The sequence below is a fragment of the Caballeronia arvi genome (assembly GCF_001544695.2).
GTDB classification, from domain to species: Bacteria; Pseudomonadota; Gammaproteobacteria; order Burkholderiales; family Burkholderiaceae; genus Caballeronia; species Caballeronia arvi.
In genome coordinates, this window is sequence record NZ_FCOM02000046.1 from 1 (window position 1) to 23,823 (window position 23,823).

A 23,823-nucleotide genomic window follows, 5' to 3' on the forward strand; every position below is an offset into this window, starting at 1 on the left:
GAAGTGCTTAGGCTGGGGATAGCTGTTTCTTTGGTTACTTTCTTTGCAGCAGCAAAGAAAGTGACTGCCGCCCCGCACAGGGGCAGAGCAAACAGACCGACATGAATTCAGGATTTCACGAAACGAAACGAAGAAAAGCAAAGGAACCCTAACAGTAAAAGGAAGCAAGAAAACCATGAACTACGAAGTGATATTGACATGCGCAGTAACCGGCGCCGGCGACACGACGGCAAGACACCCCTCAATCCCGGTGACACCGAAACAAATAGCAGAAGCAGCAATAGAAGCGGCCCGCGCGGGCGCAACCGTCGCGCACTGCCACGTTCGCGATCCAAAGACGGGCAGAGGCAGCCGCGACCCCGCGCTATACCGGGAAGTCGTCGACCGCATCCGGTCATCGGACACCGACGTCATCATCAATCTCACGGCAGGCATGGGCGGCGATCTGGAAATCGGCCCGGGCGAAGACCCGATGCGCTTCGGCAAAGGCACCGACCTCGTCGGCGGCCTGACGCGTCTCGCCCACGTCGAAGAACTGCTGCCCGAAATCTGCACGCTCGACTGCGGCACGCTCAACTTCGGCGATGGCGACTACATCTACGTCTCGACGCCGGCCCAGCTAAGAGCCGGCGCCAAACGCATTCAGGAACTCGGCGTGAAGCCGGAACTGGAAATCTTCGACACCGGCCATCTGTGGTTCGCGAACCAACTGCTGAAAGAAGGCCTGCTCGATAACCCGCCGCTCTTCCAGCTCTGCATGGGCATTCCGTGGGGCGCGCCGCCCGACACCGGCACGATGAAAGCCATGGTCGACAACCTGCCGCCGGGCGCGCACTGGGCCGGATTCGGCATCGGCCGCATGCAAATGCCGATGGTCGCGCAAGCGATGCTGCTCGGCGGTCACGTGCGCGTCGGCCTCGAAGACAACCTGTGGCTCGATCGCGGTGTGCATGCAACCAACGGCTCGCTCGTGCAACGCGCCGTGGAGATCATCGAACGCCTGGGCGCACGCGTGCTCACGCCCGCCGAAGGACGCAGAAAGATCGGCCTGCCGCCGCGCGGCGAACGTCCGCTCGAAAAACGCAAGCTCGAACAACTCGCCTGAATTCAAAGGACATCGCCAACATGCAAGTCAAGCAATTCTCCGCGCTCGGCGCGGGTGTGATCGGCAGCGGCTGGGTAGCGCGCGCGCTCGGAGCGGGTCTCGACGTCACCGCGTGGGATCCCGCGCCCGGCGCCGAGGCGCAACTGCGCGCGAACGTCGCGAACGCGTGGCCCGCGCTCGAACGCGTCGGGCTGGCGAAGGGCGCATCGCAGGAAAGATTGCGCGTCGTGGCGACCGTCGAAGAATGCGTCGCCGATGCGGATTTCATCCAGGAAAGCGCGCCCGAACGCGAGGAACTGAAGCTCGCGCTGCACGAGCGTGTGAGCCGCGCGGCAAAACCGGATGCGATCATCGCGTCGTCGACGTCGGGTCTCCTGCCGAGCGATTTCTACGCGCGCGCCGTGAATCCGCAACGCTGCGTCGTCGGGCATCCGTTCAATCCGGTGTATCTGCTGCCGCTCGTCGAAGTGCTCGGCGGCGAAAGGACATCCGGCGAAGCGATCGATGCGGCAATCGGCTTCTATGCCTCCATCGGCATGCGGCCGTTGCGCGTCAGGAAGGAAGTGCCGGGCTTCATCGCGGACCGGCTGCTCGAAGCGCTGTGGCGCGAGGCGCTGCATCTCGTCAACGATGGGGTCGCAACGACCGGCGAAATCGACGACGCGATCCGCTACGGCGCAGGCATCCGCTGGTCGTTCATGGGCAGCTTCCTCACGTACACGCTGGCGGGCGGCGAGGCGGGCATGCGACACTTCATGCAGCAATTCGGCCCCGCGCTCGAATTGCCGTGGACGAAGCTCGTCGCGCCGGCGCTGACCGATGAACTCATCGACCGCGTGGTCGACGGCACGTCGCGGCAGACCAACGGGCGCAGCATCAAGGCGCTGGAGCGTTATCGCGACGACTGCATCGCGAGCGTGATCGAAGCGATCGCGCAGGCGAAGTCGCGGCACGGCATCGAAGACTAAGGAAACGACGATGATCTATCGCGACACGGTCAAACCCGAATGGGTCGATTACAACGGCCATCTGCGCGACGCGTTCTACATGCTGATCTACAGCCTCACGACCGATGCGTTCATGGACCACATCGGTCTCGACGAGGCCGGCCGAGGCGCGCGGCAACGCACGCTCTACACGCTCGAAACGCACATCAGCTATCTGCGCGAGATCAAGGAGGGTGCGGCGGTGCGCGTCGAGACGAGCGTGATCGCGCACGATAAAAAGCGCGTCCATCTCTACATGGAGATGTTCGAAGGCGACGCGAACGAGCCGGTCTCGGCATGCGAGCAGATGATGATGCACATCGATTCGAGCGGCGCGCCGAAGTCCGCATCGTTCGATGAAGACATCGCCGCGCGCATCGCCGCCGAGCCGACCGTCGCCGTGAAGGACGCGCGTTACGCGGGCCGTGTGATCGGCTTGCCGGCGCGCGCTTCTTCAGCCGCGCCCGCCTGAGCGCGCCACGTCCGCAAGAGCAGCGCGTTGGTCACGACGCTCACGCTCGAAAACGCCATCGCGGCGCCCGCGAACATCGGATCGAGCAGCCCGAATGCCGCAAGCGGAATGCCGATCAGGTTGTAGACGAACGCCCAGAACAGGTTCTGCTGAATCTTGCGGTACGTGCGCCGTGATATGTCGATCGCGTCCGCGACGAGCGCCGGGTCGCCGCGCATCAGCGTGACGCCCGCCGCTTCGATCGCGACGTCCGTGCCGCTCGCCATCGCAATGCCGATATCGGCGGCGGCGAGCGCGGGCGCGTCGTTGATGCCGTCGCCTGCCATCGCCACGACGCCCCGGTTTTTCAGGCTGGCGACGACGCGCGCCTTGTCGTCGGGCAAGGTCTGCGCAAACACCCGTTCCGACGGAATGCCCAGCGCGCGCGCGACGGCCCGCGCGCTGCCTTCGTTGTCGCCGGTGACGAGCGCGCTCGCCACGCCCATGCCCGCGAGCCGCTCGATGGCGGCGCGTGCGGTCGGCTTGACGGTATCGCCGAATGCGAAGAGCGCGAGCACACCGGCGTCGTTATCGATGAGCCAGGAAATCGTGTTGCCCTGCGCTTCCAGTTCGTAAGCGCGCGCGGCGAGCGCCGGCGGCACGTTGAGCTTCAGCTCCGCGAGCCAGCGCGCGCTGCCAATCGCGATGCGCCTTTCGCCGACATTCGCCTCCACGCCGCGCCCCGCGACGGCGCGCGCCGCGCTCGCGTCGAGACGCGCGACGCCGTCCGCCGCCGCGACGACGGCCTTCGCCAGCGGATGCTCGCTCATGCGCTGCACGGCGGCGGCGAGTGCGAGCGCCGTATCGCGATCCTGACCCGGCGCGGCATCGAACGCGACGAGGCCCGGTTTTCCCACAGTCAGCGTGCCGGTTTTATCGAATGCGACGATTTTGATGGCGTGCGCCTGCTCCAGCGCCTGCGCGTCCTTGATCAGAATGCCCTGGCGCGCCGCGACGCCCGTGCCCGCCATGATCGCGGTCGGCGTAGCCAGCCCGAGCGCGCACGGGCACGCGATCACGAGCACCGCGACCGCGTTCAGCAGCGCGGTTTCGGCATCCGCGCCGTGCAGCAGCCAGCCGCCGAGCGTGACGAGCGCGATCGCCAGAATCGCCGGCACGAAGACCGCCGACACGCGATCGACGAGCCGCTGGATCGGCGCCTTCTCCGCCTGCGCCGATTCGACCAGCCGGATGATGCGCGCGAGCGTCGTCTCCGCGCCGATCGCCGTGGTTTCGATCGCGATCACGCCTTCGCCGTTAATCGAGCCACCCGTCGTGCGCGCGCCCGGCTCTTTCGCGACCGGCAGGCTCTCGCCGGTAATCAGCGATTCGTCGATATGCGTGCGGCCCTCGCGCACGATGCCGTCGACGGGCACGCGCTCGCCCGGCCGCACGATGGCGATATCGCCGATCCGCACGTCGGCGAGCGCCACTTCGCGTTCGCGTGCGGGATCGTCGCGATCGCGCACGCGCGCCTTGTCCGGGCGCAGCGCATTGAGCGCGCGGATCGCGTCGGTGGTCTGCCGTTTCGCGCGCGCTTCCAGCCATTTGCCGAAGCGCACGAGCGTGATGACGACCGCCGACGCCTCGAAGAACAGATGCTCCGTCATGCCGCCGTGCATGAACATTTGATAGACCGACAAGCCCCACGCCGCCGACGTACCCAGCGCGACGAGCAGATCCATGTTGCCCGCGAACGCCCGCACCGCGCGCCAGCCGCCGATATAAAAGCGCGCGCCGAAGCCGAATTGCACGACGCTCGCGAGCGCGAGCTGCAGCCACGGATTCAGCGCCAGGCCGAGCATCGGCGCGAGCAGCGGCAGGGTCAGCACGGCAGAAGCGAGAACGGCTGCCAACTCGCGGTCGAACGCCTGCGGTGCGGCAACGGGCGGCGCTTCCGGCAAAATCGGCGCGGCTTCGTAGCCGGCCTTCGCGATGGCAGCCACGAGCTGGTCGTCGGTGACGGCGGCGCTCGCGTGCACCGTCGCTTTCTCGGTCGCGAGATTGACCGCGACGCTCTCGACGCCCGGCACGCGTTTGAGCACTTTCTCGACGCGCGCGACGCACGACGCGCACGTCATGCCGCTGACGGCGAGTTCGGCGGTTCTGGGGTTTTCGGATGTTGCTGTGGACATGGTGAAACGCTCCGGTCTGGCCGGGATCGCGCGAAGTGAAACTGAACGCGCGAATCCCCTACGAGACCAGTATCGACCTTCCAATGATTGGAAGGTCAAGGGCGGCATGATTTGCGTCGTGCGCTTCTTGAAGTCAGTCGCGCGCCGCGCCGTTCATCGTGCCGGCCATGGCGTCGGCGAGGGCGTTGGCCGCGTCGCCGCCGCGCGCACGCAGGCCTTTCACGGCGCCCACGCGATCGGCGTCCTCCTTGTTCTGCGACAGCTTCGCCTTGCCGACGAGCCGCGTCACTTCGATTTCGATACCGACGATGGCCGTCAACATCTGATCGATGTAATCGCGCGGGGCGTCGCCCATCTTCCACGGCGCGGCCTCGCCTGCCTCCATCTTGCGCGTGAGACGCGCGACGACGCCGCGCACGTAGGCTTCGTCGTCGCGAATGGTGATGCGGCCGTGCGCGTGCACGACGAGATAGTTCCAGGTCGGCACCTGGCGATGCGTTTCCTGCTTGCTCGGATAGAAATTCGGCGAGATGTAGCCGTGCTCGCCCTGGAAGATCACGAGCACGTCGTCGCCTTGTCCTACACCGCGCCACACCGGATTCGCCCGCGCGACGTGCGCCCGCAGCGTGCCGTGCGCGCCCGTGGCGGCATCGAGCTCGAAGGGCACGTGGTTTGCATCGAGTCCGTCGGGACCGTGCGTGACGAGCGCGCCAAACGGATACGCGGCGATCAGCGCGTGAAGAACTTCCGCGCGGCTTTCATCGAAATGGGCAGGCAAATACATCGGCGGACTCGGCGGGAAAATGGGGAAAAGAAAAGTTGGGAATGACAATTGAACGATGATGGTACGCGAGAAGCGTGGGCGGCGCGTCGCACGTGCTTTCGACGGGTGTTTGGTGCATGCTTCGAAACGGTTCGCTGTTTTATTCGCTTCCCCTTGTCCTTTATCTTGCCTATAGCCAGCGGATAAGTTAAAACCCGAGTTTCGAGATAATGCTCGTGGTGCGCCGCGCGGGGCTGGACGCGGCGGTCATCCGAATGCGAGCGTGTCCCCGATCGATCGCGAGTCGAATCGCGCGCGAACTCAAATCGAAAGAAGAACCGGATTTCCATTCGAATGAAGAACAACCGACGCTGGACGTTTCCGCTCGACGCCGCCATCTGGATGAGCGTAAGTCTCGCCGGAATTGCGATCCTCTCCGGCTGTGCGACGAAAACGCCCGAGCTGAAACCGACCACCACCGGCTGGGTGAAAAATCAGGTCGCCGATGCCTATACGTTCGGCTTTCCGCTCGTCGCCACCGACATCGCGCGCGAGCGGGCAAGCGGCGGCGGGCAGCCCGGCCAGGCGCCGCTCAATACGTTCCGCCACGCGAGCGCGCTGCCGCCGGCCGGCGCGACCGGCGCACCGAGCGTCGACACGCTCGATTCCACCGCCTGGCTCGATGTCTCCGCCGATCCCGTCATCGTCTCGCTGCCTGCCGCGCCGCGCGGCCGTTACCTCGACGCCCGCGCCTTCGATGCCTGGACCAACGCGCTTTATTCCAGCGCCGACACGACGCCGTATCCGAAGATGCAGCTGATCGCGTTCGTGCCCGCGGGCTGGACCGGCACGCTGCCCGCGAATGCGACGCGCGTGGAGACGCGCACGCGTTACGTGTGGCTTTCGGTGCGCGTGCGCGTGAACGGTCCGCGCGACGTGCGTGAGGCGAGCAAGCTGCAGGCCGCGATGCGCATCGACACGCTCACGCCCGCGAAGGGTTCCGTGTCCGACCCGACGCCGGCCGTCGCGGGCGCGTGGCCTCCGAGCGGCGCGAAGCAGCCCGCGGTGCCGCCGCTGTCCTCCGCGCTGGCGGCAGCGACGCCGGGCGCGCAGGCCGAAGCGCTCGATGCGAACGCGTTCTTCACGCGCCTTGCCCGTTCGCTCGACGATAATCCCGCCGCCGCCGACGACACCCACGCGATGAGTCAGCTCGCCGAACTCGGCGTGAAGCCGGGCGAGCCGGTGCAGTTCAGGAAGACCGATGCGCCGCTGCTCGATTCCGGTCTCGCCGATGCCCGCGAGCGGCTCGGGACGGTGCCGTCGAATGCGGTCACGAAGAACGGCTGGACCTGGTTCGGCGATGGCGTCGGCATCTACGGCATGGACTACACGCTGCGCGCCTATCTCGCGCGCCAGCAGGTCGCGACGAGCACGAAGGAAGGCGAGGTGAAGCCCGTCACGCGTGTGGATGACGAAGGGCACGCGCTCAACGGCGCGAACCAGTACACGCTGCACTTCGCGCCGGACCGGCTGCCGCCGGTGCGCGGCTTCTGGACGATCACCGCCTATACGAAGGACGGCGCGCTCACAGACGCGACGAAGCTGCCGCGCCTGTCGCTCTCCGATCGCGATCGTTTCAGGAAGAATCGCGATGGCTCCATCGACGTGATCGTGTCGGCGAAACCGCCGGGACGCGCGCGCGATGCGAACTGGCTGCCCGCGCCCGAAGGCGAATTCCAGATCGCGATGCGTCTGTATGCGCCCAAGCCGCAGGCGAGCGACGGTTCGTGGGCGCCGCCGCCCGTCGAACGCAAGTGACCGAGCCGTGAATGACATAAAGGCCGCGATTTTTTCGCGGCCTTTATGCTTTTCTAGCGCGGTTTGGCCAACGTTTGCGCGCCGCGCCGTCGTATACTCGAACTTCATCTTTTCCCGGGACGGCGAAGCTCGGGCGGCGCTCATACGGGCGGCTCGTCGCCGCGCATCGAATGTCAAGCATCACCAGGTCTTCTCTCGTTTCCGCGGGTCAAACGCTGCGCGGCGTCGTTCACGCGCGTCGCACGCGGCGCATCTTCATCGGCTTGCTGATTGCACTATTGGTTATCGGCGCGCTCGGATTTTTCGTCGCGCCGCCGGTCATCCGGCATATCGCCGAACAGCAACTCGCGAAGCAACTGGACCGCCCCGTCACGATCCGGCGCATCTCGCTCAATCCCTATACGCTCGATTTCGAAGCCGATGGCGTGCATATCGGCGAATCGCCCGCGAATCTCGCGAAGGCGCCGGGCAGTCCGGCCGACTTCATCGATGTGTCGCGGCTCGTCGTGCGCACGTCGTGGGCGTCCGTCTTCAGGCTCGCGCCGGTCGTCAACGAACTCAAAATCGATTCGCCGCGCATCAATGTCGTGCGCTTCGATGGCGAGCATTTCAATTTCTCCGATCTCATCGCGAAGTTCGCGAAGCCGTCGCCGACGCCATCGGAGAAGCCCGCGCGTTTCTCGGTGTCGAACATCCGGCTCGAAAACGGCCAGATCACGTTCGATGACAGGCTTCTGAAGGCGAAGCACGTAATCGACCGCGTTGCGCTCGGCATTCCGTTCATCGCGACGCTGCCGTCCGCCACCAATATTTTCGTGACGCCGCTGTTGCAGGCGCGCATCGACGGCTCGCCGCTCGTCGTGAAGGGCCGCACGAAGCCGTTCGCGCAGTCGCGTGAATCGGAGGTCGCGCTGTCGCTCGAGGGGCTCGACGTGCCGCGGATCGCGTCTTACGCGCCGGCGTCGGTGCCGGTCGCGGTGAAGAGCGGCAAGCTCTCGACCGATCTCAACGTCAGCTTCGCCATTTCCGGCGAAACGCCGACGATCCGCATCGAAGGCACCGCCGATCTCGCCGATCTCGCCGTCACCGACAAATCCGACGCGCCGCTCGTCGCCGCGCGCGCGCTGCATGTGAAGATCGCCAATGCGGAGCCGTTGCGCGATATCTATCACCTCGACGAAGTCACGCTCGCGAATCCGGATGTGCGGCTCGTGCGCGATTCGGCCGGCGTGCTGAACGTGCAGAAGCTCGCCGGACCCGCGCCGAAGCAAACGGCTGAGCCGGCGCAGAAAGAAGCGCAGAAAGAAGCACAGAAAGAAGCGCCGCCGCTCGACCTCGCGATCCGCCATCTCGCAATCAACGACGGCAAGATCGCGCTCGACGACCAGTTGCTCAAGGCGCGCGTGCAGGGCGCGCTGACCGGACTCGCCGTGACGCTCGACGGGTTTTCCACGCTCTCGAAGTCACCGGCGAAGTATACGCTCAAGACGGCGTTCGATCATGGCGGCACGCTCGACGCATCCGGCAACGTCGCGCTCGCTGCGAAGACGGCTGACGCGAAGCTCGCGCTGAACGGCTTCGTGCTGCCGCCGTTGCAGCCGTATCTCGCGAACCTGGTGGCCGCGCGCGTCACGAGCGGCACGCTCGGCGCGAACCTGCCGGTGTCCGTCGACTGGAGCAAGGCCGATGGCGGCGTGCAGGTCGGTTCGGGCGACGTGAAGCTCGACGCGCTCACGCTCGTGCCGAATGCGGGCGGCGGCGCGCCGATCAAGCTTCAGTCGGCGGTGGCGAAGATCTTCAAGGTCGATGTTTCCGCGCGCCAGGCATCGCTCGACAGCGTGCACGTGAACGGCCTCGCGCTCGATGCGACGCGCCGCAAGGACGGCAGCATCGACCTCGCCGCGCTCGCGGGGCCGCACGAGGCCGCGCCCGAGCAGACCGCGACGCGCAAGATTCAGAAAGCGCAGCAGGCGGGGCCGGCGTGGCGGTATCAGATCGGGCAGATTTCGCTGGACGGTGCATCGGCGAATATCACCGATGAAACCACGGCGCGGCCCGTCAAACTGCGCATCGCACCGCTCGCGGTCAACGTCAAGCAGTTCAGCGACGACCTCACGAAACCCCTCGCCGTCGACGGCAAGCTCACGCTGAACGGCAAGGGCGCGCTCGCGATCGGCGGCAATGTGACGGTCACGCCGCTGAAGCTCGCGCTGCACGTGAAGGGCGATCAGGTCGATGCGTCCGCGTTCGAGCCGTATTTCGGCGACAAGCTGAATATCGAAGTGACGAGCGGATATCTGAACGCGAACGGCGACGTAGCGATGTCGGGCAGCGGCAAGACGCTCGCGGCGTCGTACAAGGGCGATGTGTCGCTGTCGGACGTGCGCATGCTCGACAAGGCGACGTCCGACCGCTTCGCCGGCTGGAAGCTGCTCGGGTTGACCAACGTGAAGGTGAACTACGGCGAGCGCGGCACCGATATCGACGCGGCGCGCGTGACCTTCGCGAAGTTCTACGGCCGCGTGCTGCTCGATGCGCAGGGCAAGCTGAACCTGAAGAGCGTCGTGGCGGGCGAGGGCGGGCCGCGCTCCGTGACGCGCGACGCAGGAAAAGACGAGGGCGCCTCCGCGCCGGCGGCGGCGAGCGCGCCCGCGACCGTGCCGGTGAAGACCGCCGCGACGGCCGGGCCGCCGCTCAACATGCGCTTCGGCCAACTCGTGCTGCAGGACGGCCGCGTCACGTACACGGACAACTTCATCAAGCCGAACTACACGGCGAATCTCGTCGCGATCAACGGTACGATCGGCGCGTTCGGCACGCATTCGACGACCCCCGCGCCCGTCGATGTATCGGCGAAACTGGCGGCGAACGGACCGGTGTCGATCAAGGGGCAGGTCAATCCGCTGATCGACAAGCCCGCGCTCGATCTGACGGCGAGCGCGCACGGCGTCGAGCTGACGAACCTCACGCCGTATTCGTCGAAGTATGCGGGCTATCCGATCACGAAGGGCAAGCTCAACGTCGATCTGCATTACATGCTCGCCGACAACAAGCTCACGGCGAACAACCATTTGTTCATCGATCAGTTGACGTTCGGCGATCACATCGACAATCCGACGGCGACGAAACTGCCGGTGCGGCTCGCGGTGTCGCTGCTGAAGAACTCGCGCGGCGAAATCGATGTGAACATTCCGATTACCGGCTCGCTCGACAATCCGGAGTTTTCGATCGGCGGGCTCGTGTGGCAGGCTATTCTGAATCTCGTGCAAAAGGCGGTGACCGCGCCGTTCACGCTGCTCGCGCATGCGTTCGGCGGGGGCGGCGAGGATCTGAACTACGTCGAGTTCGATGCGGGCTCGGCCAGCCTCAGCGATAACGCGCAGAAGAAGCTCGATACGATCGCGAAGGCGTTGGCCGACAAGCCATCGGTGCGCGTGGACGTGACGGGCCGTGTCGACCCGAAGACCGACGAGCCCGCGTTGCGCGCCGCGTGGGTCGACAGCCAGGTGAAGCGCGCGAAGGTGCGCGATATGTCGAGCAGCGGCGAGAACGTCGACTGGAACGCGATCAAGGTATCGGATGCCGACTACGACAAGTATCTGACGAAGGTGTACAAGTCGGCGGACTTCAAGAAGCCGACGAATCTCATCGGCATGACGAAGTCGTTACCTGACGACGACATGAAGGCGGCGCTGACGAAAAACGCGCCGGTGGACGAAGGCTCGCTGCGCGATCTGGCACAGCGCCGCGCGCAGGCGGTGCAGGAATATTTCGACGGGAAAATCGACAACACGCGCATTTTCGTCGTGGCGCCGAAGATGAGCGCGGACGATATCAAGGACAAGGGCGCGGGTTCGCGCGTGGAGCTTGGGTTGAAGTGAGCGGCGTTGGCCGTTTGGACGACTGAATGAACGAGAAAACGAAGACTAATATCGGCGATACCGACAATCCGAAGGAAGACGGGAATCAGCCGATGGGAACACCTTATGAGAAGGACGTAGTGGCGTGGGCCAGAGAACAGGCCGCGCTGCTGCGTGCAGGGAAGCTTGCGTCCATCGATATCGAGCATATCGCAGAGGAAATCGAGGACGTGGGCAAGAGCGAACAAAGGGAATTTGCGAGCAGGATGGCGGTGTTGCTGGCGCATCTGCTGAAGTGGCAGTTTCAACCGGAACGGCGAACCCGTAGCTGGACGAGCACGATCCTGACCCAGCGCGCCGCAATCGAGCGACGGCTCAGAAAAACGCCGAGTCTCAAGCCGATGCTTGCCGAAGAGGACTGGATCGACGATATGTGGGGCGATGCGCGCGAACAGGCGGCGAATGAAACGCGTATCGGTTTCGCCGATTTCCCGGAGACCTGCCCTTGGCCGATGTCGTCGGTTCTGTCGAAGGGTTTTCTGCCCGAGTAACCCTCGACGCGCGAGCCATCCGGCTCGCGCGCCTCAATGCGCCCCCGAAGCCGCGCCACCACCGCCCCCCTTCGCCACCTTCGTGATCCAGATCAGCGGAATGATCAGAATGAAGATCACCGCCGAGATCAGAAAAATATCGTTGAGCCCCATCATCGCGGCTTGCGAGTTCACCGTGAAATTGAACATGCCGCGCGCCTGCGCCTCGCTGACATCGAGCGTCGATCGCGACAGCCCGAGCGACTGCAGAAACGCCGGGTTGTAGACGTTCGCCTGCTCGGTCAGCCGCTCGTGATGCAGCGCGGTGCGGTTATCCCACGCATTGCCCGCGAGCGACGTGCCCACCGCGCCGCAAAACACCCGCGCGAAGTTCGATAAGCCCGCCGCCGCCGGAATTTTCGACGGCGGCAGGCCCGACAGCACGATCGCCGTGAGCGGCACGAAGAACATCGCCATTGGGATGCCTTGCAGCAGCGTCGGCAAGACGAGATGCCACGTGTCGATCTCGATCACGTACTTCGAGCGCAGCCAGAAGACGAACGCGAAACCGATGAACGCCGCCGTCGCGATGATGCGCGCGTCGCTGCGCGGCAGGACCTTGCCCATCACCGGCGCGAGCACGACGGCGAAGATGCCGAGCGGCGCGGTGACGAGCCCGGCATCGACGGAACGGTAGTTCAGATACTGCTGCATCCATTGCGGCAGCAGCACGAGGTTGCCGAAGAACACGCCGTACGCGACGGATATCGCCACCGTCCCGCCGAAGAAATTGCGCCCGGTAAAAAGCCGCAAATCGACGACGGGATTGGGGTCCGTCAGCTCCCACACGACGAAGAACGCGAACGCGATCGCCGCGACGATCGCCAGCACGACGATCAGCGGCGACGAAAACCAGTCGAGATCGCGTCCCTTGTCGAGCATGATCTGCAGCGACGCGACCCATGTAATCAGCAGCGCCAGCCCGATCACGTCGATCGGCGCCTTGCGCGTCGGCGACTCGCGCTCGCGATAGATGAGCCACGTCACGCCCGCCGCGAAAATGCCCACCGGAATGTTGATGTAGAAGATCCACGACCACGAATAGCTGTCGGTGATCCAGCCGCCGAGCGCGGGACCGGCGATCGGGCCGACGGTCGCGGTCATCGCCCAGAGGGACAGCGCCATCGACGACTTCTCTTTCGGATACGAGCCGAGCAGGATCGCCTGCGACAGTGGAATCAGCGGGCCGGCGACCGCGCCTTGCAGCACGCGCGCGAACAGCAGCACCGGCAGATTGGGCGCGAGCCCGCATAGCCACGACGACAGCACGAACATCAAAATCGCGCCGACGAAAAGACGCACCTGGCCGAGCCGCTGCGTGAGCCAGCCGGTCAGCGGGATCGAGACGGCGTTCGACGCCGCGAACACGGTGATCACCCATGTTCCTTCGTTGACGGACACGCCGAGATTGCCGGAAATCGTCGGAATCGCGACATTGGCGATCGACGAATCCAGCACGTTCATAAAGGTCGCGAGCGCCACCGCGAAGGTGGCGAGGACGAGTTTGCCGCCTTCGAGCGGCGGCGGTGCGGCGGCGGGGTTCGGCGTCGACGGCGTGCTCATGCGGATTCCGTGCGTGAAGCCGCTGCATTGCCATGTACGAGGCGCGGCCGAATCGGATCAAGCCGCCAGTGTGCCAGTGCTTAAAAAACTCTGCTTAGCCGAACGGGAGAAGATGTTCGCGCGGCGCTCCAGACGCGCGAGCACCTGCAATGAAGCGCGTTCCGCAGCGCGCACCCTCGCCGCCGCGCGCCCGCCCGATCACTTCGCCGAAATATCGATATTCCCCAGATACTTCTTCGCGTACTTGTCGATGGTGCCGTCCGCCTTGACCTTTTCGATCGCCGCATTGAGCTTCGCCTTGAGCGCATCGTCGCCCTTGCGCACGCCGTAAGCGATGCCGCTGCCGAGAATCTTGTCGTCCCGCACCGGCGCGCCGACGAACGCATAGCCTTCGCCATCCGGCTTCGACAGGAAACCGCTCTGTCCCGCAGGCGCGAGCACGAGCGTCCCATCGAGACGACCGGATTTCAGATCCGCGTACACCTGATTCTGGTCCTGATACGGCACGACCTTCACGCCTTCGTTTTCCCAATGCGCCTTCGCAAACGTCTCCTGAATCGAGCCTTGCAGCACGCCCACGCTCTTGCCCTTCAGCGACGCCGACGTCGGTTCCAGACCGCTGCCCTTCTTCGCGATGAGTTGCGTCGGCACGCGATACACGACCGTCGTGAAGTCGATCGCCTGGCGGCGCTGTTCGGTCGCGTTCATCGCGGAATTGATCGCGTCGAACTTGCGGCCCTGCAGCGCGGGAATCAGGCCGTCGAACGAGGTTTCGACCCATTTGCACTGCATCTTCGCGGCGACGCACACCGCATTGCCGACATCGATATCGAGCCCTTGCAGCTCGCCCGTCGACGATTTCGATTCGAACGGCGGATATTGCGCCTCCAGCCCGAAGCGCAAGGTGTCGGCGGCGAGTGCGGCGCCGCTTGCGAAGGTGCACGCGACAAACAAGGCGCCGGCGATGTGGTTCAGTTTCATCGTGTTGGTCTCCAATAAAATCGTCAGATCGAGCAAAGGCGGCGCGCGCCTTCGATGAGCGTGTCGTCGTCCTTCGCAAAGGAAAGACGGATCAGGCGGTTGTCGGTGCCGTCGGTGTAGAACGCCGACAGCGGAATCGTCGCGACGCGCGCCTCGCGGATCAGGCGCAGCACGAAGTCGCTGTCGCTCTCGTTCGAAATCGCGTCGTAACGCGCAAGCATGAAGAAGCTGCCCGCGCTCGGCAACAGTTCGAAACGCGAGCCCTTCAGCGACTCGGCGAGCAGATCGCGCTTGTGCTGATAGAACGGGCCGAGATTCAGATAGCTCGATGCATCTGCGAGCGCTTCGGCGAACGCCATCTGCATCGGCGTGTCGGCGGAAAAGGTCATGAACTGGTGAACCTTGCGGATCTCGGCCGTCAGCGCAGCGGGCGCGAGACAGTAGCCGACGCGCCAGCCCGTCACGTGATACGACTTGCCGAACGACGACACGATCACGCTGCGCTCCGCCAGCTCGGGATAGCGCGCCATGCCGTGATGCAGCGCGCCGTCGAACACGACGTGCTCGTAGACTTCATCGGACAGCACGATGATCTTCGTGCCGCGCGTGAGGGCAGTGAGCCGCTCGATGTCGGCGGACGTGAACGCGCTGCCCGTCGGATTGTGCGGCGTGTTGACGAGGATCATGCGCGTCTTCGGCGTGATCGCGGCCGCGACTTCGTCCCAGTCGATGCGGAAATCCTGCGGCGACAGCTTGATCGCGACGGGCGTCGCGCCCTGCAATTGAACGATGGGCGCATAGCTGTCGAACGACGGCTCGAAGTAGATCACCTCGTCGCCGGGATGCACGAGCGCGCTGATCGTCGCGTACAGGCCTTCGCTCGCGCTCGCGACCACCGTGATTTCCGTGCCCGGGTCATAGGTCGCGCCATACAGGTTTTGCGTTTTCACCGCGATCGCCTCGCGCAGCGCGAGCACGCCCGACATCGGCGAGTACTGGTTATGTCCTGCCCGCATGGCTCGTTCGACGCCTTCGATGAGCTTCGGGTCGCACGCGAAATTCGGCGCGCCTTGCGACAGATTGAGCGCGTGATGCTCGTCGGCCAACTGGCCGATGACGGTGAAAATGGTCGTGCCGACGTTCGGCAGCTTCGACTCGGGAATACAGGCGCTGTGCACGGCGGGTGTCTCCGGAATTGCGGTTCGACGATATTGCCGATGATTCAACCGCAGCCATAAAGCGCGGACAATCGAAACTTTGTCATACTAGCCATGCTTGCAGATCATGGCTACATGTCAAAAACCCGATGAAACCGCTGCCTTCCCTCGATGTCCTGAAAACGTTCCTGGTCGTCGCGCAGAAACTCAATTTCACGCGCGCCGCCGACACCCTGAACGTCACGCAGGGCGCGGTCAGCCGCCAGATCGCGGGGCTGGAGGCGCATCTCGGCTACGCGCTCTTCACGCGGCAGGCGCGCGGGCTCGCGCTCACGCACCACGGCGCACTGCTCGTCGCGCCCTTGCAGCAGGCTTTCGCACAGATCGGCGATGCGCTCGCGAAAGGCGGCGCGCAATCCGGCATTCTGCGCGTGAAATGCCCGACCTGCGCGATGCGCTGGGTGCTCCCGCGCGTCATCCGTCTGCAAAACGAGCGGCCGGACCTAGTGGTGGAGGTGACCGCATCGGTGTCGCACGGTGTCGAGTTCGGCGCGGAGCAGTTCGATGCGGCCATCGTTTTCGGCGATGCGCCGTCGCTGAAGGGTCTGACGGCGCATCATCTCTTCGACGAAGTGCTGACCCCGGTCTGCGCGCCGGAATTGTGGAAACCGCGAAAGAACGCCACGCCGACGCCCGACGATCTCGCGGGCAAGACCCTGCTTCATCCCACGCGCGACCGCCGCGACTGGCTCCTGTGGCTCGGCGCGTACGGCTACACGGGCCTGCCGTCGACGAAAGCGCAACATTTCGACACACTCGATCTGGCGATTTCGTCGGCGATGCAGGGCCTCGGCGTGACTATCGGCGATGTATCGCTGATCGAGGAAGACCTGCGGGCGCGGCGCGTGATCGCGCCGTTTCCACTGCGCGTTGCGAGCGGCGCCGCGTACTACCTCGTCTACCCGGAAAGACCGGCGCCCTCGCAGGCGTTGCAGCAGTTCGCGCAATGGCTCGACGGCGAGGCCAGAACGACGCGCGAAACAAGCGGCCAGGAGCACTGATCGGTGCGAACCTCGCGCATTGCTGACTGCGCTCATGGTATTCCCCCATGCCTAAGGGAATTCGCGAAAGCGGCACGAAGGATTTAATCACATAAAATCCGCGCAAGATAAGGCTGCACCGCGCAGCTCGATCAACCGACGGACATCTCTGAGCGCGACTCGGATTCTTCCGTCACGTGCGCAATGGCCGCGGCCGGATATGCTCGGACTCAAATTAAAGACACCTGACGATCGCATCGAAATTCCGGGCCATGCTCCCCCGTACGAGGCGCATAGCCACCGCCCGCTCAGACCGGCGCTGACGCGCGATGCCGCCGGCGTCCAGCCTGGCCTGCGCGCGCGGCTGCTGTTGTGGCTGCTCGTGCCGCTCGCGCTGTTCGTCTCGATGGCGGCGATCACCGGCTACGACAACGCGCGCCGCACCGCGGATCGTTTGCAGGACAGAACGTTGCTGGCCTCCGCGCGGATCATCGCGGAGGACGTCGACTGGAAGGATGGCGGGCCCGTCGCCGATATTCCGCCCGCCGCGCTCGAGCTTTTCGAATCGCCCTATCGCGATCACGTTTTCTACAAGATCGAAACGGGGACGGGGCAGTTGCTCGGCGGCCGGCCCGATCTGGCCGCGCCGGAAGCGCGAACCGCCTGGCCCGTCTTCTATCACGTGAGCCTCGCCGGCATGCCGGTGCGCGCGGTCGCGTACCGGCGCGAGCTGTACGACGCGGGCAAGGTGGTGCCGGTGACGGTGATCGTCGCCAAGACCGAGGGGTCGCGCTGCGCGATGCTCGATGAGCTGTGGCGTCCGCAGCTGCTCGTCGGATCGCTGATGTTGTTGCTGGTCGCCGTGCTGGTTCCCTTGGGACTGAAATTCGAGCTCGACCCGCTGATGAAGCTGAAGGACGAAGTCGCCGGGCGTGAGCCGCTGCAGCTCGAACCGATGTGCGCGCAAGGCCTGCCGCGCGAGCTGCAGCCGATCGTCGATGCCATCAATCAATGTATCGCGCAACTGAAGCTGCACAGCGAGGCGCAGCGGCAGTTCGTTGCCGACGCCGCTCATCAGCTGCGCACGCCGCTCGCGCTGCTCGACGCGCAGCTCCAGTACGCGCGCCGCCTCGATGAAAACGCCGCCGCCCGCGCCGATGCGCTCTTCGGGGCATGCCGCAGCACGCAAAAGTTGAAGGACATGACCAATCAGTTGCTGATGATGGCGCAGGCGGAGTCGACGCCGCAACCTGCGCTCATCGAAACGGATTTCGGCGCAGTGCTGGCATCGGCGCTCGAAGAGATGCTCGCGGCGGCGCAGCGGCGCAACATCGATCTCGGCGCGGAAATCGGCGAAAACCTGTGCGTGAAGGGCAATCCGGAACTGCTGATGGCGCTCGTGACCAATCTCATCGACAACGCCATTCGCTACACGCAGACAGGAGGCCGGGTGACCGTGGTCGCGAAACGCGAAGCAGACCGAATCGAGTCGCAGGTGATGGACAACGGACCGGGGCTTCCAGACGATATCCGCGAGCGCGCTTTCGAGCGCTTCGTGCGCGGTTCGACATCGACGGACGGCACCGGCCTCGGCTTGCCGATCGCGAGGGAAATCGCGCGCCGGCACGGCGGCGATGTGGAACTCGCTCCGGGCGCCGATGGCCAGGGTTTGACCGCCACGGTGATATTGCCTGCGGCGCGCAGTCAGGGGGCCGGCGATGAAGCTGCTGCTGGTCGACGATAACGCCGAACTCTCCGAGTGGCTCGTCAGGCTGCTGAAGGCCGAAGGCTTCGTGATCGACTACGTTCCCGACGCCGAACGAGCCGAGGCGATGCTCCAGCAACCGGGCTACGACGTCGTGCTCCTCGACATACGGCTGCCGTCGATGAGCGGCAAGGATCTGCTCGCGCGGCTTCGGCGCCGCGGCAAGAACATGCCGGTGCTGATGCTCACCGCGCACGGTTCCGTCGATGACAAGGTGGATTGTTTCAACGCGGGCGCCGATGACTACGTCGTCAAGCCCGTCGACGTGCGCGAGCTGGTAGCGCGCATCAAGGCGCTGGTGCGCCGCCAGTCGGGGCAGCACGATAGCGAATTGACGTGCGGCGATCTTTACTACCGGTTCGACACGCGCGAATTCTGTCTGCACGACGATATTCTTTCGCTGCGGCGACGCGAGCACGCGATTCTGGAAGCGCTCATGTTGCGCCAGGGCAAAACAGTTTCGAAGACGATGCTCGTGGACAGCATCTCCAGCCTCGACGACGCGCCGAGCGACGACGCCATCGATATCTATATTCATCGGCTGCGCAAGCATCTGTCATCGTCGAGCGCGCAGATCATGACTTTGCGCGGCCTCGGCTACGTGTTGCGCACGCGAGCGGATTGAATCGATATATCGGTACAAACACTTGGTTATCCGATGCGTTCGTGATAGCGCGATGAAGGATTGACTCGGATAGCATCGAGTCATGGCCTTCGTTCGGATCGAATTTTCGGCGAAGACATGAAGAAATAACAATCCACGCGACAATCGATTCGGCGGAGGCGGGTCATGTACCCTGACTACACGGCAATCTATCCGGAGGAATGGTTCACATTCGTACTGCTTATCATATTGGGAAGCGCCACGATGGCCATGGTGTGCAGCACGATCACCATGTACATCGATCTGTGGCGGTTCGACGAAAAGGGCGACTTCATGCCGCCGCCATCGCTGTTCCGGTTTCTCAGATCGTCCTGGTTCATCTATCTGAATGCGTGGCTCGCCTTGACGTCCACGCTCGCGCTCGTCGTGCTTACCTGAATCCGCGAAACGTCGATCTCGTTCCCAGAAAAATGCCACATTCCAAAAACAGAAAATCCGCGAAGAGCAGCCGTCCGCGCACTGCGCGAGCCTACTGGTTGCCGATGCCTCAACGCGATGCCGATACCGTCATCCTGCAATACCGTCTTGCGCTCGAGGTCATCCGCAAAGGCGGCGCGAGCCAGACGGAAGCGCAGTGCATCGCGCATGCCGTTCTGTTGACGCGGCTGTTGTCTGAAGTGGGGCACGGATTGCTGGACCCGGAGATCATTCTCGAGGCCGAGGAGGGCATGCTGGCGATGCTGGATGCCGGCGCGCAGACGGGTGAGTGGCGGATCTCGGAGACGAAGCTGCCGGGCCTGACCGCCATCGTCAACGAGCACGACCGGCAATTGCGCGAGGTGCGTCTCGCCGACATCATTGCGTGCAATGAGCGCCTCGAGCGATTCATCGCGGCGACCGCGTAAGCGCAGGATTCGAGGGCGGCCTGAGAGGGGGAAGGCGCGCCGCGGCCAAAGCTGGCAGCGGCGCGCCGTGCAGACCGAACCTTACATGCCGTGCTTGGTGACGACCGATGCCCACTGCCCGTTCTTCACCTGATACAGCGTCGACGACGCGTTCTTCAGCGCACCATTGCTGTCGAACGCGATCGGTCCGGTAATGCCTTCGAACTTGTTCGACTTCAGCACCGGCCGGTACACGTTCGGGTCGGCGGAATTGGCCTTTTGCATCGCGTTGATGGCGGCCCACGCGGCGTCGTAGCCGAACGGCGCATACGACAGGATCGCCACGCCGAAGCGCTTCTGGAACTTGTCGCTGAATGCCTTGCCGTCGGGCAGCTTGTCGAGCGGGCTGCCGTATTCCCATGCTTGCGCGCCCTCGGCGGCGTCGCCGGCGAGCTTGAGGAAATCGGCGTCCATCACGCCGCCGCCGCCCACGAACTGCGCGTTCATGCCGAGCTGCTTCATCCGTTTGACGACCGCGGCCGCCTGGCGGTCGAGGCCGCCGAAGAAGACCAGATCCGCGTTCGCCGCCTTGATGCGCGTGAGTTGCGCGCTGAAATCGACAGTCTGGTTGTCGCTGTATTCGCGCGTGACGATCGTGCCGCCTTTCGCTTTCACCGCCTTTTCGAACTCGTCGGCTTCGCCCTGGCCGAAGGCCGTGCGGTCGTCGATGATCGCGATGCGTTTCGCCTTCGTCGTGGTCACCGCATAGACGCCCGCGTTGCCGGCGTTCTGCGCATCGCTCGAAATGACCGTGAAGACGTTCTCCAGTCCGCGTGTGGTGATGGTCGGGTTGGTCGCGGCGGGATCGATCATCGGGATGCCCGCGGTGTTGTAGATCGGCGAGGCAGGCAGCGTCGTGCCCGAATTGAAGTGGCCGACGACGACCGACACGCCGTCATCGACGAGCTTCTGCGCCGCCTGCACGCCGATGCGCGGATCGGCCTGATCGTCTTCCGCGTGGATCTCGAACTTCGCGGTCTTGCCGCCGATCGTGATCTTTTTCGCGTTCGCTTCGTCGAGCGCGAGTTGCACGCCGTTCTGCAGGTCCTTGCCATAGCCCGCATTCGCGCCGGTGAGCGGCGCGGCGAAACCGACTTTCACCGCGAGATCCTCGGCGCTCGCCGCGAAGGGCATTGCGCCGAGAGACGCCGTGGCGCATGCCACGAGCCACGCCAGAGGTTGGGTACGAACGCGCATGGATTGCTCTCCTTTTTTGGTCTGAAGTCGATTGAAACGCGACCGATGCCGTGCCGGCAAGACGGGCTTGCCCTCAAACGTCCGACGATGCGTACGCCGAGAACAGCCGCTTCGCGCTCAGCCCGGCACGAGCAGCGGACATGCGCAATGTAGGGAGCCAATTTCGGCGCGTCTTGGTGTTTAGTCGCGCGCGCGATGCGGATTTCGGCATAGCCCGTGTACGCCGCTTTCGCAAGCCCGGTGCGGCTTCGCGCGTTTGGCCGCCCGAGCGCGCGCGACGATTCCCGTCAATGCCGCTCCGCGCCTATCGCATCGATTGAAAATTCCCCGGTTGACAAAGTGCATATGCACAAATATCCTGCGACACATGAACCCCAGCTCTTCTCCCCTCGACTGCAACTGTTTCGCGATCCGTCAGGCCGCGCGTTACGTGTCGCAGATGTACGAACGGCATATCGCGGTCGTTGGCATCACGGCGGCGCAGTTCACGATCATCGCGGCGATCGGGCGCAAGCCCGGCGTGCAGATGGCCGAACTGTCCGACTCGATGGTGATGGACCGCACGACGCTCGTCCGTGCGCTCAAGCCTTTGCAGCGCGACGGCCTCGTCGAAGCGGCGCAGGAATCGGCGAATTCGCGCGCGGTCGGCCTGCGGCTCACGGCGGCGGGCAAGGACACGCTCGTGAAGGCGTCGGCGCAATGGCGCGCGGCGCAGGCGGAATTCGAGGCGAAGTTCGGCGAGAAACGCGCGAAGGCATTGCGCGCATCGCTCTTCGAACTCACGACGATGGAGTGAACGGTCTACAGCAGGCCCGCAGCGCGCGGGCCTTTTACTCGGCCATACAAGTGTATATGCACAGTTAATCGGAGCAACGTCATGCAGATCGAAGGAAAAGTGGTACTCGTCACCGGCGCGAATCGCGGTCTCGGCAAGCAGTTCGCGCAATCGCTGCTGAAAGCGGGCGCGACGAAGGTTTATGCGGCGGCGCGCGATCCGAAGAGCGTCGATATTCCCGGCGTCCAGGCGATCCGGCTCGATGTGACCAACGCCGCCGATATCGCCGAAGCGGCGGCGACTTACACCGACGTCGACGTGATCGTGAACAACGCGGGCGTGACGACGCGCGGCCTGCTCGTCGATCCCGCGTCGACGCAAGGCATTCGCGATCTGCTCGAAATCAACACGTTCGGTCCGATCGCCCTCACGCAGGCATTCGCGCCCACGCTGAAGAAGAACGGCGGCGGCGCGGTCATCAATATCCTGTCGGTGCTGACGTGGGCGTCGCTGCCCGCGGGCGGCGCGTATCACATCTCGAAGGCGGCGGCGTGGGCGGCCACCAACGCGCTGCGCGAGGAACTGCGCGGGCAGGGCACGCTGGTCGTGTCGGCGCATCCCGGCTTCATCGATACGGATATGGTCAGGCAGATCACCGCGCCGAAATCGTCGCCGGAGCATGTCGTGAACGCAGTGCTCGCGGCGGTCGCGAAGAATCAGGAGGAAGTGACCGTCGATGACACCGGCCGCGCGATCAAGGCGTCGCTGTCGACGGACGCGCCGATCTATCTCACCGGCATTACCAGCTAAGCAGGTTCGACATGTTTTCAGAAGACATCGTGTTGTGTCATCCGGTGCGCACGGCGATCGGCGCGTTCAACGGCGCGCTGAAGGATACGCCCGCCGTCGATCTCGGCGCCGCCGCGATCGCCGAAACGCTGCGGCGCGCGGGTGCGTCGCTCGATCACGCATCGATCGATTCGGTGACGTTCGGGAATGTGATCCAGGCCGGTAACCGCATGAATCCGGCGCGGCAGGCGTCGGTCGGCGGCGGCCTGCCGGTCTCGGTGCCCGCGCTGACGGTGAATCGCGTGTGCGGCTCGGGCGCGCAGGCCATCGCGTCGGCGGCGATCGAAATTGCGGCGGGCGTCGCTAAACTCGCCATCGCGGGCGGCATGGAGAACATGGACCGCGCGCCCTATCTGCTCGATGGCGGCCGGCGCGGGTATCGCATGGGCAACGCGCAGATCTACGACAGCATGTTGCGCGACGGCCTCGTCGACGCCTTCTCCGGCGAACATTCGGGCTGGCACACGGAAGATCTCGTGACGAAGCTCGATATCACGCGCGAGGCGCAGGACCGCTGGGCGGAGCGCTCGCAGCAGCTGTTCGCGGCGGCGCAACGCGACGGCGTGTTCGATGCCGAAATCGCGAGCATCGACGTGAAGCAGGGCAAGCAAACCGTCGCGTTCGTGCGCGACGAGCAGCCGCGTCCGGATACGACGCTTGCGACGCTCGCGAAGCTGCGCCCGGCGTTCCGTCCCGATGGCACGATCACGGCGGGCAACGCGCCCGGGCTGAACAGCGGCGCATCGGCGATGATCGTGACGAGCCGCAATGAAGCCGACGCGCGCGGCATCGAACCGTTCGTGCGGCTCGCGGCGTTCGGCGTGGCGGCGGTCGAGCCGGGCATGTTCGGTCTCGGGCCGGTGCCCGCGGTGCAACAGGCGTTGCAGCGCGCGGGATGGTCGCTCGGCGATGTCGAGCGCTTCGAGATCAACGAAGCGTTCGCGGCGGTGCCGATCGCGGTGGCGCGAACGCTCGGCGTGCCGGAGGACATCGTCAACGTGGAAGGCGGCGCGATTGCGCACGGCCATCCGATCGGCGCGACCGGCGCGGTGCTCACGACGCGCCTTGCTCACGCGATGCGCCGCGATGGCGTGAAGCGCGCCATCGTGACGCTGTGCATCGGCGGCGGGCAGGGCATCGCGCTCGCGCTGGAGGCGGTCGCTTAAGGCTCTTGACGCTC

The 23,823-nt window shown here is 64.8% G+C and carries 20 protein-coding genes; 14 read left to right on the plus strand and 6 right to left on the minus strand.

What is annotated here, in order from left to right; all coding sequences use genetic code 11:
- Positions 1 to 175: 175 nt before the first annotated feature.
- Genes AWB74_RS32700 through AWB74_RS32710 form a run of 3 tightly spaced genes read left to right on the plus strand, consistent with a single transcriptional unit; the run spans position 176 to position 2,563 of the window.
- The gene (locus AWB74_RS32700; RefSeq protein ID WP_061150761.1) at positions 176 to 1,105 is read left to right on the plus strand and encodes a BKACE family enzyme; all 930 of its coding nucleotides are present in this window, start codon (positions 176 to 178) and stop codon (positions 1,103 to 1,105) included.
- A 20-nt stretch (positions 1,106 to 1,125) separates the two neighbouring features.
- A complete protein-coding gene (locus tag AWB74_RS32705) occupies positions 1,126 to 2,073 on the plus strand; it encodes an L-carnitine dehydrogenase (RefSeq protein WP_061150762.1) in 948 nt (315 codons plus the stop codon).
- Positions 2,074 to 2,083: 10 nt separating this feature from the next.
- Positions 2,084 to 2,563: a thioesterase family protein gene (locus AWB74_RS32710; protein WP_061150763.1), complete on the plus strand. Its 480-nt coding sequence runs from the start codon at positions 2,084 to 2,086 to the stop codon at positions 2,561 to 2,563.
- Here AWB74_RS32710 and AWB74_RS32715 read toward each other — a convergent pair.
- Together AWB74_RS32715 and AWB74_RS32720 are read right to left on the minus strand one after the other, a co-directional pair.
- Positions 2,506 to 4,737, minus strand: coding sequence for a heavy metal translocating P-type ATPase (locus AWB74_RS32715; RefSeq protein WP_061150764.1), 2,232 nt, complete (start codon positions 4,735 to 4,737; stop codon positions 2,506 to 2,508). The two genes, AWB74_RS32710 and AWB74_RS32715, sit on opposite strands and share 58 nt — an antisense overlap.
- A 133-nt stretch (positions 4,738 to 4,870) precedes the next feature.
- Positions 4,871 to 5,521 (minus strand): FMN-binding negative transcriptional regulator, encoded by a 651-nt coding sequence (locus AWB74_RS32720; RefSeq protein WP_061150765.1) that lies wholly within the window; start codon positions 5,519 to 5,521, stop codon positions 4,871 to 4,873.
- 333 nt (positions 5,522 to 5,854) lie between these two features.
- Between AWB74_RS32720 and AWB74_RS32725 the strand changes: the two genes are divergently transcribed.
- From AWB74_RS32725 to AWB74_RS32735, 3 genes are all read left to right on the plus strand, one after another.
- Complete coding sequence (locus tag AWB74_RS32725; protein WP_061150766.1) at positions 5,855 to 7,318, plus strand: DUF1254 domain-containing protein; 1,464 nt, start codon at positions 5,855 to 5,857, stop codon at positions 7,316 to 7,318.
- Positions 7,319 to 7,488: 170 nt separating this feature from the next.
- Positions 7,489 to 11,199: a DUF748 domain-containing protein gene (locus AWB74_RS32730; protein ID WP_061150767.1), complete on the plus strand. Its 3,711-nt coding sequence runs from the start codon at positions 7,489 to 7,491 to the stop codon at positions 11,197 to 11,199.
- Positions 11,200 to 11,291: 92 nt separating this feature from the next.
- Positions 11,292 to 11,729, plus strand: coding sequence for a DUF29 domain-containing protein (locus AWB74_RS32735; protein WP_061150814.1), 438 nt, complete (start codon positions 11,292 to 11,294; stop codon positions 11,727 to 11,729).
- 33 nt (positions 11,730 to 11,762) lie between these two features.
- Here AWB74_RS32735 and AWB74_RS32740 read toward each other — a convergent pair whose 3' ends face one another.
- From AWB74_RS32740 to AWB74_RS32750, 3 genes are all read right to left on the minus strand, one after another.
- The gene (locus tag AWB74_RS32740) at positions 11,763 to 13,331 is read right to left on the minus strand and encodes a DHA2 family efflux MFS transporter permease subunit (RefSeq protein ID WP_061150768.1); all 1,569 of its coding nucleotides are present in this window, start codon (positions 13,329 to 13,331) and stop codon (positions 11,763 to 11,765) included.
- A gap of 198 nt (positions 13,332 to 13,529) precedes the next feature.
- A complete protein-coding gene (locus AWB74_RS32745; protein ID WP_061150815.1) occupies positions 13,530 to 14,312 on the minus strand; it encodes an ABC transporter substrate-binding protein in 783 nt (260 codons plus the stop codon).
- 23 nt (positions 14,313 to 14,335) lie between these two features.
- Positions 14,336 to 15,490, minus strand: coding sequence for a methionine aminotransferase (locus AWB74_RS32750; RefSeq protein ID WP_061150769.1), 1,155 nt, complete (start codon positions 15,488 to 15,490; stop codon positions 14,336 to 14,338).
- A gap of 128 nt (positions 15,491 to 15,618) precedes the next feature.
- On the opposite strand from AWB74_RS32750, the gene AWB74_RS32755 reads away from it, so the two are divergent.
- From AWB74_RS32755 to AWB74_RS32775, 5 genes are all read left to right on the plus strand, one after another.
- Positions 15,619 to 16,530 carry a LysR substrate-binding domain-containing protein gene (locus AWB74_RS32755; protein ID WP_061150770.1) on the plus strand — a complete coding sequence of 304 codons (912 nt, stop codon included), beginning with the start codon at positions 15,619 to 15,621 and terminating at the stop codon, positions 16,528 to 16,530.
- Between the two features lie 385 nt (positions 16,531 to 16,915).
- Positions 16,916 to 18,253, plus strand: coding sequence for a sensor histidine kinase N-terminal domain-containing protein (locus AWB74_RS32760; RefSeq protein ID WP_407642496.1), 1,338 nt, complete (start codon positions 16,916 to 16,918; stop codon positions 18,251 to 18,253).
- Positions 18,228 to 18,899: a response regulator gene (locus tag AWB74_RS32765; protein ID WP_061150771.1), complete on the plus strand. Its 672-nt coding sequence runs from the start codon at positions 18,228 to 18,230 to the stop codon at positions 18,897 to 18,899. Before AWB74_RS32760 ends, AWB74_RS32765 begins: the two co-directional genes overlap by 26 nt.
- A gap of 165 nt (positions 18,900 to 19,064) precedes the next feature.
- Positions 19,065 to 19,316, plus strand: coding sequence for a hypothetical protein (locus tag AWB74_RS32770; protein WP_061150772.1), 252 nt, complete (start codon positions 19,065 to 19,067; stop codon positions 19,314 to 19,316).
- 104 nt (positions 19,317 to 19,420) lie between these two features.
- On the plus strand, positions 19,421 to 19,783 hold the full coding sequence (locus tag AWB74_RS32775) for a Fis family transcriptional regulator (protein ID WP_235024771.1): 363 nt from the start codon (positions 19,421 to 19,423) through the stop codon (positions 19,781 to 19,783).
- Between the two features lie 81 nt (positions 19,784 to 19,864).
- On the opposite strand, the gene AWB74_RS32780 is transcribed toward AWB74_RS32775, so the two are convergent.
- Positions 19,865 to 21,019, minus strand: coding sequence for a branched-chain amino acid ABC transporter substrate-binding protein (locus AWB74_RS32780; protein WP_061150774.1), 1,155 nt, complete (start codon positions 21,017 to 21,019; stop codon positions 19,865 to 19,867).
- A gap of 367 nt (positions 21,020 to 21,386) precedes the next feature.
- Here AWB74_RS32780 and AWB74_RS32785 point away from each other — a divergent pair, with 367 nt between their 5' ends.
- The 3 genes from AWB74_RS32785 (at position 21,387) to AWB74_RS32795 (ending at position 23,809) form a co-directional block, all read left to right on the plus strand.
- Positions 21,387 to 21,815 (plus strand): MarR family winged helix-turn-helix transcriptional regulator, encoded by a 429-nt coding sequence (locus tag AWB74_RS32785; RefSeq protein ID WP_061127480.1) that lies wholly within the window; start codon positions 21,387 to 21,389, stop codon positions 21,813 to 21,815.
- An 81-nt stretch (positions 21,816 to 21,896) separates the two neighbouring features.
- Complete coding sequence (locus AWB74_RS32790; RefSeq protein WP_061150775.1) at positions 21,897 to 22,604, plus strand: SDR family oxidoreductase; 708 nt, start codon at positions 21,897 to 21,899, stop codon at positions 22,602 to 22,604.
- An 11-nt stretch (positions 22,605 to 22,615) separates the two neighbouring features.
- Complete coding sequence (locus tag AWB74_RS32795; protein ID WP_061150776.1) at positions 22,616 to 23,809, plus strand: thiolase family protein; 1,194 nt, start codon at positions 22,616 to 22,618, stop codon at positions 23,807 to 23,809.
- Positions 23,810 to 23,823: the final 14 nt, after the last annotated feature.